Origin of the sequence: Rathayibacter iranicus NCPPB 2253 = VKM Ac-1602, from assembly GCF_003149025.1 — a bacterium.
GTDB lineage: Bacteria > Actinomycetota > Actinomycetes > Actinomycetales > Microbacteriaceae > Rathayibacter > Rathayibacter iranicus.
This window is the reverse complement of the sequence record NZ_QGDV01000006.1, coordinates 78,078-93,507: the sequence shown is the minus strand read 5'-3', so window position 1 is coordinate 93,507 and position 15,430 is coordinate 78,078. Positions and strand designations below refer to the sequence as shown.

Below are 15,430 nucleotides of genomic sequence, written 5' to 3'. Positions count from 1 at the left end.
TCCCGTGAGACTCAGCCGCGCGCGATCGGCAGTCGCTTGCCCGTGAGTCCACGGGGCCTTGCGGCAAGAGTTGTGGCCAGCTCATCGATCGCCTGAGCGGCCGGATCCGCGGGATCGCTGACCACGACGGGGATCCCGTCGTCACCGCCGGATCGGAGCGCCACGCTGATCGGCAGCGAGGCCAGGAGCGGAACCGTCTCTCCCGATGCACTCAATCGTCGGGCCACCTCGGCTCCACCGCCGCTGCCGAAGAGGTCGAGCACCGAACCGTCGGCCTGCAGCAGCCCCGACATGTTCTCGACGACTCCGATGATGCGCTGACCGGACTGACGTGCGAGGGCTCCGCTTCGTTCCGCAACGTCGGCCGCGGCCGGTTGCGGGGTAGTCACGATCAGAACCTCGGCGTGGGGGAGCAGCTGCCCGATCGAGATGGCGACGTCCCCGGTACCGGGGGGCAGGTCGAGCAGGAGGACGTCGAGATCGCCGAAGTACACGTCGGTGAGGAACTGCGAGATCGTACGGTGCAGCATGGGGCCGCGCCACGAGACGGCGGCGCCTCGGGTGTCGCCCTCGAGGAACATCCCGATGGAGATCACCTTCACGCCGTGCGCGACGGGCGGGAGCATCAGTTCACCCACCCGGGTCGGGCCCGCGACACGTCCGTCGTGCATCAGGCCCAACAGCCCCGGGATCGAGAAGCCGTGCACGTCGGCATCGACCAGCCCGACCGCCAGGCCGCGGCGGGCGAGGGCGACCGCGAGGTTGGCGGTGACGGTGGACTTGCCGACGCCGCCTTTGCCGCTGGTTACGGCGTATACGCGGGTCAGCGAGTCGGGGCCGAAGGGCATGGCGCGCCGGCCCCCCTGCAGGCGCTCGGTGAGCGCAGTCCGCTGCGCCGGTGTCATCACGCCGACCACCACGTCCACCGAGGTCACCCCGCGCACTGCCGCGGTGGCCTCCCGGACGTCGCGCTCGATTGCCGAGGCGGCCGGGCAGCCGACGATCGTCAAGCAGATGGCGACGCGTACAGCACCGTCGTCCGACGCCGTCACAGACTCCACCATGTCGAGCTCGGTGATCGGCGTGCGGATCTCGGGGTCGGCCACGCGCGCGAGTGCTGCGCGCACTGCCGCCTCGAGAGCGGCGAGTTCAGGCATCGCGGCGCTCAGGCTCCTGGGCGCGATCCTTCTCCAGCTCCTCGAGCAGGCCGCGCAGCTCCGAGCGGATGAAGTCCTTACTGGCCATGTCGCGGATCGCCAGACGGAGCGCCACGACCTCCCGCGCGAGGTACTCGGTGTCGGCGAGGTTGCGTTCGGCGCGTTGGCGATCCTGCTCGATCTGCACGCGGTCGCGGTCGTCCTGTCGGTTTTGAGCGAGCAACAGCAGCGGGGCGGCGTAGGACGCTTGCAGCGACAGGATCAGCGTCAGGACCGTGAAGCCGAGCGCTTGCGAGTCAAAGCGCGCGTCGTCCGGTCCGTAGGTGTTGAACATGAGCCAAAAGACGCAGAAAATCGTCATCCCGACCAGGAACCACGGGGTGCCCATTCCGCGAGCGAACGACTCCGTGAGCCTGCCGAAGCGGTCGCTGCTCTGGCGGTTGCGGCGCGAGAGCACCCGGGTGCGCAGGCCCTTCGGCGCGTCGAGTCGGCGATCCTGCTTGCGGTCCCTAGCCACGCGCACCTCTAAGTCCTCGTCGTGCTCTCCTTGTCGCGGCCACCGCTGGCGGCGCGAGCGGGATGCCGTGCGTCGCCGTATTGACCGGTGTCCGCGGTTCGTCGTCGTCGCCGTGGCTGCGCCAGTCGTCGGGGAGGAGGTAGTCGAGCACGTCGTCGATGGTCACCACTCCGACGAGGCGGTGAGCGGCGTCCACGACGGGGACCGAGACGAGGTTGTAGCTCGCGAGGATGCGCGCGACCTCGGCGGCGGAGGTCTCGGGGGTGATCGGATCCATGCTCGCGTCGAGGAGGGTGCCGAGGCGTTCGTGCGGCGGATAGCGGAGCATCCGCTGGAAGTGCACCATGCCGAGGAAGCGGCCGGTCGGCGGCTCGTAGGGCGGCAGGGTGACGCAGACGGCGGCTCCCAGCGCGGGCGCGAGTTCATGCCGTCGGATGAGCGCGAGCCCCTCGGCGACGGTCGCCTCGGCCGAGACGATGATGGGTTCGGTGGTCATCAGGCCGCCCGCTGACTCCGGCGCGTAGCTGAGGAGCATGCGGACGTCGTCCGCCTCCTCCGGCTCCATCAGTTCGAGCAGCGCCTCGCCGCGCTCGGCCGAGAGCTGCGCGATCAGGTCGGCCGCGTCGTCGGGCTGCATCTGGTCGAGCACGTCGGCGGCGCGGTCGTCGTCGAGCTGACCGAGGATCTCGACCTGCTCGCTCTCGGGCATTTCTTCGAGCACGTCCGCCAGGCGGTCGTCCGAGAGTTCGCCGGCGACTTCGAGCATCCGCTGCTGCGGGAGATCGAGGAGAGTGCTCGCGAGGTCGGCTGGCTTGAGTTCGGAGAGGCTGGCAACGTACTGCTCGGCCGACTGCGCCTGCGTCGAGACGCTCTCGCGGACCTCGCGCCAGCCTGCGAATGCGGTCGCGCCTTTGGCGAAGGGGGAGGGGCTGGTCTTGGGGCGGCGGACGAAGAGCTGTGCCAGTTCCCACTCACTGGGCGCCGCTTCCTCGATGGCGACGTCTTCGACCGTCGCATCGCCCGAGCCATCGACGAAGCTGACGCGGCGGCCGAGGAGTTCGGCGATGACCCGCACCTCGCCGCCGCGCTGTTCGAAGCGGCGCACGTTGATCAAGCCGGTCGTGATGATCTGCCCGCTGCCGATGCTGGTCACCCGCCCGATCGAGACGAATACGCGGCGCCGACCGGGGATCTCGACAACGAGTCCGACGACGCGAGGCGCGTCGTTCTGCCGATAGACCAGGAGAACGTCGCGGACCTTGCCGACTCTGTCGCCGGCGGGATCGAAAACGCTGCATCCGGCCAAACGCGCGACGAAGACTCTGGCGGAACTCACGGCTATAAACCTAGACCCGTGGGGGCGGATGGACGCCGAGCCCTCCCGTCTCGGCACGCTTCCAGGAGCGCTCAGAGACCGTCAAGCCGGCTGTGCGACCCTAAAAGGGTGACTCAGCAAACGCCGTTCAACGGTCGAGGGCCAGCCTTCCCGACAATTCCGCGTGGCGAGATCCTCGCGACTTTCGAGACGTATCAGGAGGCGCAGGCCGCGGTCGACGCCCTCGCGCGGGCCGATTTCCCGGTGCGTCAGCTCGCCATCATCGGCAACGAGCTGAAAAGCGTCGAGCGGGTCACCGGCAAGCTGACCTGGGGCCGCGTCGCCCTCGCGGGTGCCGCGTCCGGAGCCTGGCTCGGCGTATTCCTGGGGCTTCTGCTCATCATTTTCTCGCCGACGACCGAATTCTCGTTCCTTTTTGCTGCTGTGCTCCTAGGGGCGGGCTTCGGGATGCTGTTCGGTCTCGCCTCCTACGCCGTGAACCGGCGCCGTCGCGACTTCACCTCGACGATGCAGGTCATCGCGACGAGTTACTCCGTGCTCGTCGACCCTGAGGTCGTGAACCGGGCGCGTAACCTGCTCGACGGCGCGCCGGCCGAGGCTCCGCAGGCCGTGTGGGCGCCGCCGCCTATCGGCGAGCCGCAGCCCGTCCGGCCCGAGGACGACCCGCGCTGACGCTCCGCCTTCTTCTTCGGCGTTGGCGAGATGGTCCTGAACGGACGAGGAAGAACTTTTCGGCGGTGTGTCTCGACCAGGCGGAGGGATCTCGCGACATTTCGCGGCTGAACGTCGGGCGGGTGAATGTCAGGCGGAGCCCGTGGGTGGAAGCACGATGTCGACGGCAAGGCCATGGGGTGTGCGATTGCTGAGGGTGACGGAGCCACCGGCCGAGAGCACGGTGGTGTGCACGAGCGCCAGCCCTAGGCCGCTGCCGCCCGACGCGAGGGCGCGCGAGTGATCCGGGCGTGAAAAGCGGTCGAAGGCGACCGGAATGAACGAGGCGGGCATGCCGGGTCCGTCGTCCGAGACTGTCAGGAACAGTCGCCCGTCGAGTTGGTTCAGCGCGACGACGACCATGCCTCCGCCGTGCAGTGCCTGGATCGCGTTTCGCACGAGATTGTCGATGACGCGGCCGAAGTCCTGGGTGGCCACCGCGTAGAGGCGGGCAGGCTCGCGCTCGTCAATCTCGTAGTCGATCTCCACTCCCGACTCCGAGGTGATCAGACGCGTACGATCGACGGCCGCGACCAGCTCGTCCACGAGTTCGGCGAACGTCGCGGCGGGCCGGACGGTCCGGCTTTCGATGCGCGAGATGTCGAGCAGGGCGGACGCGAGTCTGACCAGTCGGTCGACGCTTTTTTGCGCATCGAGGATCACCCGATCCACGGCTGCAGCGTCTTCGACCCGGTGATGTGCAATCTCGAGCTGGGCCGAGAGAGCCGCCAGGGGTGTCCGTAACTCGTGGCTCGCATCCGACACCATCTGCTTCTCGCGGGCGAGGGAGGCGGTCTGTTTGGTCAGGAACGCGTTGAGCGTCACTGCCAGCTCGTCGATCTCGTCCCGGGTGCCGACGACCGGGAGCTGGTCCCCCTGCCCGGGATCGGCGGCGATCTCATCGGCGCGTGCGCGCATCCTCCGCACTGGCGCCAGGGCGGCGCCCGTCAGGATCCACGACGCGAGACCGAAGGTGACCACCAGGAAGATCGCGGCGTAGACCAGGACGTGCGCGAAGTCGTCCAGGACGAGTTGCGAGGCAGCCTGGTCGCGCGCGGTCGCGACCTGCCAGACGCCCTGCTCGCCCTCGACCTCCGCGATGCGCACGAGGTAGCGAGCGTCGGACGTCGACACCTCGCTGTAGCGCGGAGTCGTCTCCGCGGGGGAGGTCCTGAGGGTGAGGAGGACGTCCCCGCCGAGTCGCGAGGGCATCGTCGAGGTGCGCACGCTCTGATCGGGCGCCAGAGCAAGGAACAGACCGGACGAGGACCCTTGCGCGCGTGGGGAATTGCCCATCGAGATATCGCGGCGCACCTCCTCCTCGACAGATGCCAGGATGGTGCGCTCGCTCCGATCAACGATGCCCGTGACCACCTGATAGAAGAGCAGAGCCGAGAGTCCGAAGAGCACGGTGGCGACCGCGACCGTGCCAGCGGTGATCCGCGCACGGATCGAGAAGGCTCCGCTCCGACGGGGTTGGGGGCGCGCCTGCGTCACCGGCTACTCGACCGGTCGGAGGAAGTAGCCCTTGCCGCGCACCGTGACAATGCTGACGCCGGTGTGCTCCGTCGGCAGCTTCTTGCGGAGGTAGCTGACGTACTGGTCGACGATGTTGTTGTCGACGATCTCGCCGCCACCCCAGATCTCCGCGAGGATGCGCTGACGAGTGACGACGGAGCCGACGGGCGTAATCAGCAGCTTCAGGAGTTCGAGTTCCTTAGGGCTGACGTGGATGCGGGATCCGTCGGCGGTGCGGCGGATGCTCGATCCATCGACCGTGACCAACCCGACGTCGATCGATGTCGACATCAAGGAGGGGCTGCGCCGCAACAGGGCCCGGAGGCGAGCGTTGAGTTCGGTGAACGCGAACGGCTTCGTGAGGTAGTCGTCCGCGCCGGCGTCGAGGCCGAACACGCGGTCCTCGATCGCGTCGCGCGCGGTGAGCAGCATGATCGGCGTCGGTCTGCCCAGCTCGCGAATCCGCCGACAGATCTCAAAGCCGGACATCGCCGGCAGCATCACGTCGACTATGGCGGCCGAAAAGTCGGCGTTGGTGAACGCGACGAGCGCGTCAATGCCGTTTGTGGTGAGCACGGACTCGTATCCGGCGTCTTCGAGGCCGCCGACGAGGGCCTCTCCCATGGCTGGATCGTCTTCGACTAGCAGGATCTTCACGCGCTCACCCTACGTGGCGGCATTCGGAATCACCGCCTCGAGACAAGCATTTCCGCAAGACTGCGAGTCACGTCAAACGTAAGAGAGGAACGTCTCAGCGCATTCCTGCAAGGCTTCCCATCCTGCAAATAGGCGTCGTCGCGGACATCGTCCGTTCTCTCCGCGGTATCCGTTCGGTGCGTCCGCGGTCTGCATTCCTCGCAGAGGGGATGGCTGCTACACAGGAGTTGCGACCGGTCAGACGAGTCGCACATCGTGCTCGGCAGCTCCGGCGGGAAGAGAGACAACCGGGCCGAAAAGAAATGGTGCCCCCAGTAGGATTCGAACCTACGCCCCTGCCTCCGGAGGGCAGTGCTCTATCCCCTGAGCTATGGGGGCCAGGAGTGCCTGACAACATTAGCACCCGGATGCGGCGGCTCCCGACGGCGAGAGCGCGCTCCGTGCGTGCCACGATGGAGCCATGCTGCGCACTGTCTCCACGTCGCTGGACCTGCGTCTGAGTGGGCCGACGGACCTGGTGTTCCTCGTGGCGGCGACGCCGACGGGCGAGGCGATTGACGACTCTTTCGTGGTGTACCTCGATGATCGGCCGGTTTCCGTGCGGGAGTTCTCCGGGCGGCACGGGGCGCGGATCCACCGCGTCGCCGGCACCGAGGGCGACATGCGAGTCGACTATCGCGCGAGCGTCCGCGGCCACGGCGGGCCGGACGAGCCCAGCGAACTCGAGCTGGTCGAGTACCTTCGGCCCAGCCGTTACGCCGAGGCGGACGTGCTCAGCGGGATCGCACGGCGCGAGTTCGGGCGTGCTCGCGAGTTCGAGGCGCTGACGGCGGTGGAGGAGTGGGTGCACGGTCACCTCTCTTACGTCGTCGGATCGACGGTCGCGACGGGAGGGGCGGCGCAGGTCATCGAGAGCGGGCAGGGCGTCTGCCGAGACTTCGCGCATACCGTTGCCGGGCTCCTGCGCGCCCTTGACATTCCCGCGCGGGTGACCGCGGTCTATGCGCCGGGCCTGGCGCCGCGGGACTTCCACGCGGTGGCGGAGGCGTGGTTGGGCGGTGCCTGGCACATCGTCGACGCGACGCGGCTTGCTCCGCGCGGGTCGATGCTCCGGATCTCGTCGGGGCGGGACACAGCGGACACCGCGTTTCTCAGCAGCTACGTGACGACCCTGGAGCTGACGGGCCTCAGCGTCGAGGCGACGTGCGACATCGCGCTCACCGACGATCACGTCTCGCCCGTCCGCCTGGGCTGACCGATCGCGGCTGAGAGGCCCGGCTGGCCGGCGGCTTAGCCCGCGAGCGCTGCCAGAGCAGAGCGCACGAGCGGTTCGGGGTCACCCGGCTCGATGAAGGAGGCGCTGGACGTCTCGATCCAGTAGTCACCGACGAAGGCATCCGCGACTCCGCGGCCGTCGGTGACCTGGTAATAGCCTTCGATCTCGGGCGGCCTCCCATAGGTCGGGACGGCCTTACTCGTCGTGAAGTACTCGTTCTTCAGAGCCTCGATCACGTTCGGAGCGAGGTGGGCGACCGCGAGCTGTAGCTGCGTTCCGGAGTCGTCGCTCCAGCCGCAGACACGACCGTCGTACTGAGCGATCTCGGTGGAAACAGCGGTCCGCTCGACATCGTCGGTGGGAGAAAACCCGGCCCACGCGCCCTGGAGCGCAGAGGCGGGCACGAGCTGCTCGCACGCCAGCGGGACGGGAGTCCCGGCGACATCGTCGCTCGCGGCCGGTGCCGGGTCTGCGGTCGGAGCGCACCCCGCGAGGGCGAGGACAGCGGCGGCGAGCAGGAGGACGGCAGGACGGCGCATGCGACGCACCCTAGCAACGGCTGCCTGCTGAGCAAGCCCGCGGCGCGAGGGGGGAGAGGAACGACGGCCGGTAGAATCGCCTTCCGTGACTCCCGAACAACTCGCCTCGTCCCTGCACGCCCTCGTCCTCGACGCCGTGCAGCGCCGAGGGAGTGACGTGGGCGTGGAGCTGACCGACGTGGTCCTCGAGCGACCGAAGAATCGCGACCACGGCGACTGGGCCTCGAACATTGCGATGAAACTCGCCAAAAAGGCGGGCGCGAACCCGCGCGAACTCGCGGCCGAACTCGCCGAGGGGCTGGGCGAGGTCGAGGGCGTCGCCTCGGTCGAGGTCGCCGGGCCGGGCTTTCTCAACGTGCGTCTCGATGCCGCCGCCGCGGGCGCGCTCGCCGGCGTGATCGTCGAGGCGGGCGCTGCATACGGCACCGGTACCGCTTACTCGGGCGTACGGATGAACCTCGAATTCGTCTCGGCGAATCCCACCGGCCCCATTCATATCGGTGGCACCCGCTGGGCCGCGGTCGGCGACAGCTTGGCGCGGATGCTGATTTCTCAGGGCGCCGAGGTCACCCGCGAGTACTACTTCAACGACCACGGCGCGCAGATCGACCGCTTCACCCGGAGCCTGCTCGCGGCGTACCGCAGCGAGGCGACCCCCGAGGACGGCTACGGCGGCGCCTACATCGGCGACATCGCCAACCGGGTCGTGGCCGTCTACCCCGGCGACCTCACTGTCCTCCCCGAAGACGAGCTCGCCGAGACGTTCCGCTCGATCGGCGTCGAGTTGATGTTCGGGGAGATCAAGCAGAGCCTGCACGAATTCGGCGTCGACTTCGATGTCTACTTCCACGAGAACGCGCTGCACGAGTCGCGGGCGGTCGACCGAGCGATCACGCGCTTGCGCGAACTCGGCCACATCTTCGAGGCGGATGGTGCGACCTGGCTGCGTACCACCTCCTTCGGTGACGACCGCGACCGCGTGATCATCAAGAGCGATGGCGAGGCTGCGTACATCGCGGGAGACCTCGCCTACTACCTCGACAAACGCGAGCGCGGCTTCGATCGCGCAATCATCATGCTCGGGGCCGACCATCACGGCTACATCGGCCGAATGATGGCGATGTGCGCGGCGTTCGGCGATACCCCGGGGGTGAACCTCGAGATCCTGATCGGCCAGCTGGTCAACCTGCTCCGCGACGGGGAGGCGGTGCGGATGTCCAAACGCGCCGGCACTGTCGTGACGATGGAGGATCTGGTCGAGGCTGTCGGTGTCGATGCCGCCCGGTACTCCCTGGTGCGCTCCTCCGCCGATTCGACTCTCGACATCGACCTTGACCTGCTGACCAAGCGCAGCAACGACAATCCCGTGTATTACGTGCAGTACGCCCACGCCCGCACCCGCCAGGTCGCGGCGAAAGCGACGGCGTCAGGAGTGCCCGCTGAGCCGTTCGCGCCCGAGACGCTGGTGCACCCGACCGAGTCGGCGCTGCTGGGTGGCCTCCAGGAGTTCCCGCGGATTGTCGCGCACGCCGCCGAGCTGCGCGAGCCTCACCGCGTCGCCCGCTACCTCGAAGAGATCGCCGGGCTGTATCACCGCTGGTACGACAACTGTCGCGTGGTGCCCCAGGGCGAGGATCCGATCGAGATGGTGCACTCGACTCGACTCCGTCTGAACGAGGCGACCGGGCAGGTGCTCCGCACCGGCCTCTCTCTGCTGGGCGTCGCCGCTCCGGATCGGATGTGAGCACGACGGAGGTGCCACCTCGGCGTCGGCGCGGAGGGCGAGTGCTCGTCGCCCTCGTGGTCGTGCTCGCGCTGCTCGTCGTCGCCGCCGTGGTTGGCGACGGTGTCGCCCGTCGCGCTGTGGCCGACCGGGCAGCGGCGAGCCTCCGCGAGGCACTCGCGCTGCCCGCCGACCGCGCCGTCGACGTCGACGTGGTCGGCTGGGCCGTGCTGCCGCAGCTCATCGCGGGTCGGCTGGACCGGCTCGACCTGCGCAGCTCGGACGTTTCGTTCGGTGAACTCGACGGCGACGTCGCGGTGACGCTGGTGGGTGTGCCGGTCAGCGGGGAGGGACCGGTGGACGCCGGTACCGCAAGCGTCGCTCTCGACGCCGACTCCGTCTCGCGGCTGGTGATCGAGCGCAGTACCGTTCCTGTCGACGCGGTGACGCTCAATCCACCCCTCGTCCGGGTGCATGCGAACGTGGGCGTGCTGGGCCTCTCGATCGGGGCCGGAGTCGGCATGCGTCTCGCGGCTGTCGACGGCGACATCCTGCTGACGCCGGACGAGATCTCGGTGGCAGGCGCCACCTTCTCGGCGAGCGACTTCCGCGAGCGCTTCGGTGCGGGCGTGGGTAGTGTGCTGGCGCCAACTTCGATCTGCATCGCCGACTCCGTGCCGCGCGGCCTGACCCTCACCGCCGTCGAGGTCACCGACGCGTCCCTGAACGCCTCCTTCGTGCTCGCGTCAACCTTCCTGAGCGATTCCTTGGAGCAACAGACCGGTTCCTGCTCCTGAATCGGCACGGACCCCGAGGGCGCGACCGGTAAGATCGGAGCCCTGTGCCGGCGTCTTCCGCGGGCAGGATCACTCGCATCGCCGGCTTCAGGGGTCAATCCGGACCCGCTCGCCCCGCAGCGAGGCTCCGACTCTCTTCTGTGCTCCGAAACTTCTGTGCTCCGAAACGTCTGTGCTCCGAAGCTCTTCTGGGCTCCCAGTCTCTTCTGTGAGGTCTCATCCGTGGACACTGACGTCGCCCGCGCCCCCCGCCATCCGCTCGCTCCCGAGTGGCTGCGCACGCCCGACGACGCGAATGCGCTCGCCGAGGGCGTCTGGTCGGACGGCGTCCGGCGTGATGAGCACGGCACGCTCAGCGTGGCCGGTGTGTCGGTCGACGCGCTTGTCCGCGACTACGGCACTCCTCTCTATGTGGTCGACGAGACGGATGCGCGCCGCCGGGCTGCCGAGATGCGTGAGGCCTTCGCCCGCGAGTTCGGCCGCATTGGGACGGGCGTCACCGTCTACTACGCGGGCAAGGCGTTCCTCTCGACCGAGGTTGCCCGTTGGATGCGTGACGAGGGCTTGAACCTCGATCTCTCGAGCGGAGGTGAGCTGGCCGTCGCGCTGGCCGCGGGCATCGAGCCTGCGCGCTTCGGCCTGCACGGCAACAACAAGTCGCTCGCCGAGATCGATCGGGCCGTCGAGGTGGGCGCGGGCACGATCGTGCTGGACAGCCTCATCGAGATCGAGCGCGTCGCGGCCGCGGCCGAGCGGCACGGCCGGGTGCAGGCCGTCCGCCTCCGCGTGAACAGCGGAGTGCACGCGCACACCCACGAGTTCCTCGCCACCGCGCACGAGGACCAAAAGTTCGGCCTCACGCTCGGCGATTGCCCGGCCGCGGTTGCGCGCATCCGCTCGCTCCCCTCGCTCAGACTGCTCGGCCTGCACTGCCACATCGGGTCGCAGATTTTCGGCGCCGCCGGGTTCGCGGAGTCGGCATCCCGCCTCCTCGACGTGCACGCGGCTCTGCTTGCCGACGGGCCAGTGCCTGAACTTAACCTCGGCGGTGGCTTCGGCATCGCCTACACGAGCGCCGACGACCCGACGCCGATCGGTGAGATCGCAGCGGCCGTGGCCGACGCGGTGGCCGAGCAGTGCGCGGCGCGCGGGATCCCGGTGCCGCACATCGCGATCGAGCCGGGGCGCTCCGTCATCGGACCCGCGGGCTTGACCCTCTACGAGGTCGGCACGGTGAAGGATGTGGTGGTCGGCGCGGCGGGGGCGACCGCGGTGCGCCGCTACGTCAGCGTCGACGGCGGCATGAGCGATAACGCCCGTCCCGCCCTCTACGGAGCCGACTACACGGCGCGGATCGCGAATCGCTGTTCTCCCGCACAGCCCGCGCTGGTGCGAGTCGCCGGCAAGCACTGTGAGTCGGGCGACATCGTCGTTCACGACGACTTCCTGCCGGCCGATGTGCGGCCCGGCGACCTGCTCGCGGTCGCGGCGACCGGCGCCTACTGCTGGTCGCTCGCGAGCAACTACAACTACCTCGGCCGACCCCCGGTCGTTGCTGTCCGCGGCGGTCGCGCCCGCGTCCTGGTCCGCGGCGAGACCGAGGAGGATCTCCTCCGCCGCGATGCCGGCATCGAACGAAAGGGCACCTCCCGATGATCGAGTACCGAAGCCTCCGCGTCGCCCTCCTGGGTGCCGGGTCCGTCGGTGCCCAGGTGGCGCGCCTCCTCCTCGATCACGGCGACGAACTCGCCCAGCGCGTGGGGGCACCGCTGGAACTCGTCGGCGTCGCCGTGCGCACTCTTGACGCTCCCCGCAGCGCCGACATACCGCGCCATCTGCTGACCACCGACGCCGAATCGCTGATCCTCGGCGCCGACATCGTCGTCGAGTTGATCGGCGGCCTCGAGCCGGCCAGGAGCCACATCCTCGCCGCGATCTCGTCCGGAGCGGACGTCATCACCGCCAACAAGGCGCTGCTCGCTGCGCACGGCAACGAACTCTTCGAGGCGGCCGACCAGGTGGGGGCGCAGCTGAACTACGAGGCGGCCGTCGCGGGGGCGATCCCGATCATCCGCCCGCTGCGCGACAGCCTCGCGGGCGACCGGGTGCATCGGATCCTGGGCATCGTGAACGGTACGACCAACTACATCCTCGACCGGATGGATACCGAGCACTCGAGCCTCGAGGACGCGCTCGCCCGCGCCACCGAGCTCGGCTACGCGGAGGCTGACCCGACCGCCGATATCGAGGGTTTCGATGCCGCACAGAAGGCCGCGATTCTCGCCCGCCTCGCCTTTCATACCGATGTGCCGGTGACCCTGGTGCATCGCGAGGGCATCACCGGCATCACCCGCGCGCAGGTCGACCAGGCGCGCGAGTCCGGATACGTCATCAAGCTGCTCGCGATCTGCGAGCGGCTGACCGATGCGAAGACAGGGGAGGAGGGCGTCTCGGCCCGCGTCTATCCGGCGCTGGTGCACCGTTCACATCCGCTCGCCGCGGTGCATGGCGCGAACAACGCTGTCTTTGTCGAGGCCGAGGCGGCCGGTGACCTGATGTTCTACGGAGCAGGAGCCGGCGGCATCGAGACTGCCTCGGCCGTTCTCGGCGACGTCGTGTCGGCCGCTCGCAGGCACGTCGTGGGCGGTCCGGGTCTGGTCACGAGCGCCAGCTCGGGTCTACGTGTCCTGCCCATCGGCCGCGTGATGACGCGCTATCAGGTCACCCTAGAGGTGCTTGATCGGCCCGGCGTGCTGGCGCAGATCGCCGGCATCTTCGCTGAGCACGGTGTTTCGGTCGAGACGCTGGTGCAGACCCCGCCGAGCGCCGATCCGCTACAGGTGGCGGGCGGTGCTGAGGGGCACGAGCCGACCGCTACCCTGGTCATCGGCACGCACACGGCAGCGGAATCCGATCTGGCGGCCACCGTCACCGCCCTCGATTCTCACGGGTTCGTCGGCGCCGTGACGTCCGTCCTACGAGTTGAAGGAGCCTGAGATGGCCAAGCAGTGGCGCGGAGTCCTGCACGAGTACGCGGACCGCCTCGATGTCACCGAGGCGACTCCGGTCATCACTCTCGGCGAGGGCGGCACGCCGCTCATCCCCGCCGCGGCCCTCTCGGCACGCACGGGCGCGAAGGTATGGGTCAAGTACGAGGGGATGAACCCGACCGGCTCCTTCAAAGACCGCGGCATGACCATGGCGATCTCGAAGGCCGTTGAGCACGGCGCGAAGGCCGTCATCTGCGCCTCGACCGGCAACACCTCGGCGTCGGCCGCCGCCTATGCCACCCACGCCGGCATTACCGCTGCTGTGCTCGTGCCCGAGGGCAAGATCGCCCTCGGCAAGCTCAGCCAAGCGATCGCGCACAACGCGCAGCTCCTCCAGGTGCAAGGCAACTTCGACGACTGCCTCGACATCGCCCGCGACCTTGCGAAGAACTACCCGGTACACCTCGTCAACTCGGTGAACCCCGATCGCATCGCCGGCCAGAAGACCGCGGCGTTCGAAATCGTCGAGGTCCTCGGCGACGCTCCCGACTTTCACATCGTGCCCGTCGGCAACGCGGGCAACTACACCGCTTACTTCCGCGGCTACTCGGAGGAGTTGGAGCGTGGTGGGTCGACCCGTCTCCCGCGCATGTTCGGCTTCCAGGCCGAGGGCTCCGCTCCGATCGTGCACGGCGCGCCCGTACGCCACCCTGAGACGATTGCCAGCGCCATCCGCATCGGCAACCCCGCCTCGTGGGAACTCGCGCTGAACGCGCGCAGCGTCAGCGACGGCTATTTTGGCGCGATCAGCGATGAGAAGATCCTCGAGGCATACCGCATCCTTGCGGGCGAGGTCGGCGTCTTCGTCGAGCCGGCGTCCGCAATCAGTGTCGCCGGGCTGCTCGAGCGCGCCGAGGCGGGGGCGATCCCGAGGGACGCCACCGTCGTGCTCACGGTCACGGGTCACGGACTCAAGGACCCGCAGTGGGCACTGCGCACTGCTGACGGCGCCGACATCACTCCCACCGTCGTCCCCGTCGACACCGCCGCCATCGCGGGCGTGTTGGGGCTGGCCGGCGCATGACCTCGGCGGTTCCCGTCGGCCGCACCGTCCACGTCAAGGTCCCCGCCACCTCGGCGAACCTCGGTCCGGGTTTCGACACGCTCGGCCTCGCGCTCTCGTTCTACGACGAACTCGACGTGACGGCAGTCTCGGCTACGGGTGCCCGGGTCACCGTCCACGGGGTGGGGGAGGGGGAGGTGGCGACCGACGAGACGAACCTCGTCGTGCAGGCCATCGCCTACACCTTCGCCGACCAGCGCCAGGAGATGCCGGGCATCGAGGTGATCGCACGCAACATCATTCCGCACGGCCGCGGGATGGGCTCCTCTGGGGCGGCGATCGTTTCAGGGATCATGGCGGCGAAAGGGCTGCTCGAGGGGATCGTCGAGCTCGACTCCGATGACCTCCTCCGCATCGCCACCGAGATGGAGGGCCACCCCGATAACGTGGCCCCCGCTCTCTTCGGCGGACTCACTATCGCCTGGGTGGAGCCGGATGTCGGTGGCACCGACGACGCTCCGCTGCGTCCGCGCTCCAAAAAGCTGATGGTGCACCGCGGAGTATCGCCCGTGGTGTTCGTCCCTGAACACACGATGTCGACGCGGCTCGCCCGCTCGCTTCAGCCGCAGAGCGTCCCGCACGAGGATGCGGTCTTCAACGTCTCGCGCTCCTCGCTCCTGATCGCCGCCCTCATCCAGAGCCCCGAGCTGCTGTTCGCAGCGACCGAGGACAAGCTGCACCAGAACTACCGTGCGGCGGCGATGCCGGAGACCTCCGTGCTGATCGCGCTGTTGCGCTCGCACGGCTACGCGGCTGTCGTGTCGGGGGCCGGACCGAGCGTCCTGGTGCTGTGCAGCGACCCTGCCCAGCGCCTCGCTGCAGCCGATCTGGTCGAGAAGGAGGCGCCGACACCGTGGCGGGCGCACATGCTGGCCGTTGACTTCAAGGGTGCTACAGTGGGGACCGCATCCCGAGGAACCGCGTAACGAGCGGACTCTGTCCGACGGATCGTCCCGACAACCACGGCCATCACATCGTGCGAAGGGTGCCCCTGCACTTCTTGCAGACCGGCGCCTGGTTTCCGGGCCTTCTCTGCGCTTTCTTCGGCAGTCGGCCTCGGTGGCCGAGAGCATCGCGTGGATCAGA

The 15,430-nt window shown here is 68.6% G+C and carries 14 protein-coding genes and 1 tRNA gene; 8 read left to right on the top strand and 7 right to left on the bottom strand.

From position 1 onward, the window contains the following. Nucleotides 1–11: 11 nt before the first annotated feature. The 3 genes from B0H03_RS08515 to B0H03_RS08505 are packed head-to-tail and all read right to left on the bottom strand — an operon-like array spanning nt 12 to nt 3,010. The gene (locus B0H03_RS08515) at nt 12–1,157 is read right to left on the bottom strand and encodes an Mrp/NBP35 family ATP-binding protein (RefSeq protein ID WP_104264343.1); all 1,146 of its coding nucleotides are present in this window, start codon (nt 1,155–1,157) and stop codon (nt 12–14) included. Then, nucleotides 1,150–1,674: a DUF1003 domain-containing protein gene (locus tag B0H03_RS08510; RefSeq protein WP_104264418.1), complete on the bottom strand. Its 525-nt coding sequence runs from the start codon at nt 1,672–1,674 to the stop codon at nt 1,150–1,152. Before B0H03_RS08510 ends, B0H03_RS08515 begins: the two co-directional genes overlap by 8 nt. Continuing rightward, nucleotides 1,667–3,010, bottom strand: coding sequence for a magnesium transporter MgtE N-terminal domain-containing protein (locus B0H03_RS08505; RefSeq protein ID WP_104264344.1), 1,344 nt, complete (start codon nt 3,008–3,010; stop codon nt 1,667–1,669). Before B0H03_RS08505 ends, B0H03_RS08510 begins: the two co-directional genes overlap by 8 nt. Before the next feature lie 108 nt (nt 3,011–3,118). Here B0H03_RS08505 and B0H03_RS08500 point away from each other — a divergent pair, with 108 nt between their 5' ends. Further along, nucleotides 3,119–3,682, top strand: coding sequence for a YflT domain-containing protein (locus B0H03_RS08500; RefSeq protein ID WP_237399436.1), 564 nt, complete (start codon nt 3,119–3,121; stop codon nt 3,680–3,682). A gap of 129 nt (nt 3,683–3,811) precedes the next feature. Here B0H03_RS08500 and B0H03_RS08495 read toward each other — a convergent pair whose 3' ends face one another. The 3 genes from B0H03_RS08495 to B0H03_RS08485 all read right to left on the bottom strand — a co-directional run bounded on the left by B0H03_RS08495 (nt 3,812) and on the right by B0H03_RS08485 (nt 6,274). Beyond that, nucleotides 3,812–5,218 (bottom strand): sensor histidine kinase, encoded by a 1,407-nt coding sequence (locus tag B0H03_RS08495; RefSeq protein ID WP_104264345.1) that lies wholly within the window; start codon nt 5,216–5,218, stop codon nt 3,812–3,814. A gap of 3 nt (nt 5,219–5,221) precedes the next feature. After that, nucleotides 5,222–5,896, bottom strand: coding sequence for a response regulator transcription factor (locus B0H03_RS08490; protein WP_241560412.1), 675 nt, complete (start codon nt 5,894–5,896; stop codon nt 5,222–5,224). A gap of 303 nt (nt 5,897–6,199) precedes the next feature. Next, nucleotides 6,200–6,274: transfer RNA gene (locus B0H03_RS08485), tRNA-Arg, on the bottom strand. Between the two features lie 82 nt (nt 6,275–6,356). Between B0H03_RS08485 and B0H03_RS08480 the strand changes: the two genes are divergently transcribed. Beyond that, nucleotides 6,357–7,151, top strand: coding sequence for a transglutaminase-like domain-containing protein (locus tag B0H03_RS08480; protein ID WP_104264347.1), 795 nt, complete (start codon nt 6,357–6,359; stop codon nt 7,149–7,151). 35 nt (nt 7,152–7,186) lie between these two features. Here B0H03_RS08480 and B0H03_RS08475 read toward each other — a convergent pair whose 3' ends face one another. Then, on the bottom strand, nt 7,187–7,711 hold the full coding sequence (locus B0H03_RS08475) for a hypothetical protein (RefSeq protein ID WP_104264348.1): 525 nt from the start codon (nt 7,709–7,711) through the stop codon (nt 7,187–7,189). An 85-nt stretch (nt 7,712–7,796) separates the two neighbouring features. Here B0H03_RS08475 and argS point away from each other — a divergent pair, with 85 nt between their 5' ends. The 6 genes from argS to thrB all read left to right on the top strand — a co-directional run bounded on the left by argS (nt 7,797) and on the right by thrB (nt 15,270). Continuing rightward, nucleotides 7,797–9,455 carry an arginine--tRNA ligase gene (argS, locus tag B0H03_RS08470; protein WP_104264349.1) on the top strand — a complete coding sequence of 553 codons (1,659 nt, stop codon included), beginning with the start codon at nt 7,797–7,799 and terminating at the stop codon, nt 9,453–9,455. A gap of 41 nt (nt 9,456–9,496) precedes the next feature. After that, nucleotides 9,497–10,231 (top strand): LmeA family phospholipid-binding protein, encoded by a 735-nt coding sequence (locus B0H03_RS08465; protein ID WP_160487292.1) that lies wholly within the window; start codon nt 9,497–9,499, stop codon nt 10,229–10,231. A gap of 222 nt (nt 10,232–10,453) precedes the next feature. Beyond that, nucleotides 10,454–11,887, top strand: coding sequence for a diaminopimelate decarboxylase (gene lysA / locus B0H03_RS08460; protein ID WP_104264419.1), 1,434 nt, complete (start codon nt 10,454–10,456; stop codon nt 11,885–11,887). Further along, complete coding sequence (locus B0H03_RS08455; RefSeq protein ID WP_104264351.1) at nt 11,884–13,227, top strand: homoserine dehydrogenase; 1,344 nt, start codon at nt 11,884–11,886, stop codon at nt 13,225–13,227. The genes lysA and B0H03_RS08455 overlap by 4 nt, the downstream gene beginning before the upstream one ends. Before the next feature lies 1 nt (nt 13,228). After that, nucleotides 13,229–14,305, top strand: coding sequence for a threonine synthase (thrC, locus tag B0H03_RS08450; RefSeq protein ID WP_104264352.1), 1,077 nt, complete (start codon nt 13,229–13,231; stop codon nt 14,303–14,305). Beyond that, nucleotides 14,302–15,270 carry a homoserine kinase gene (thrB, locus tag B0H03_RS08445; RefSeq protein ID WP_104264353.1) on the top strand — a complete coding sequence of 323 codons (969 nt, stop codon included), beginning with the start codon at nt 14,302–14,304 and terminating at the stop codon, nt 15,268–15,270. Before thrC ends, thrB begins: the two co-directional genes overlap by 4 nt. Nucleotides 15,271–15,430: the final 160 nt, after the last annotated feature.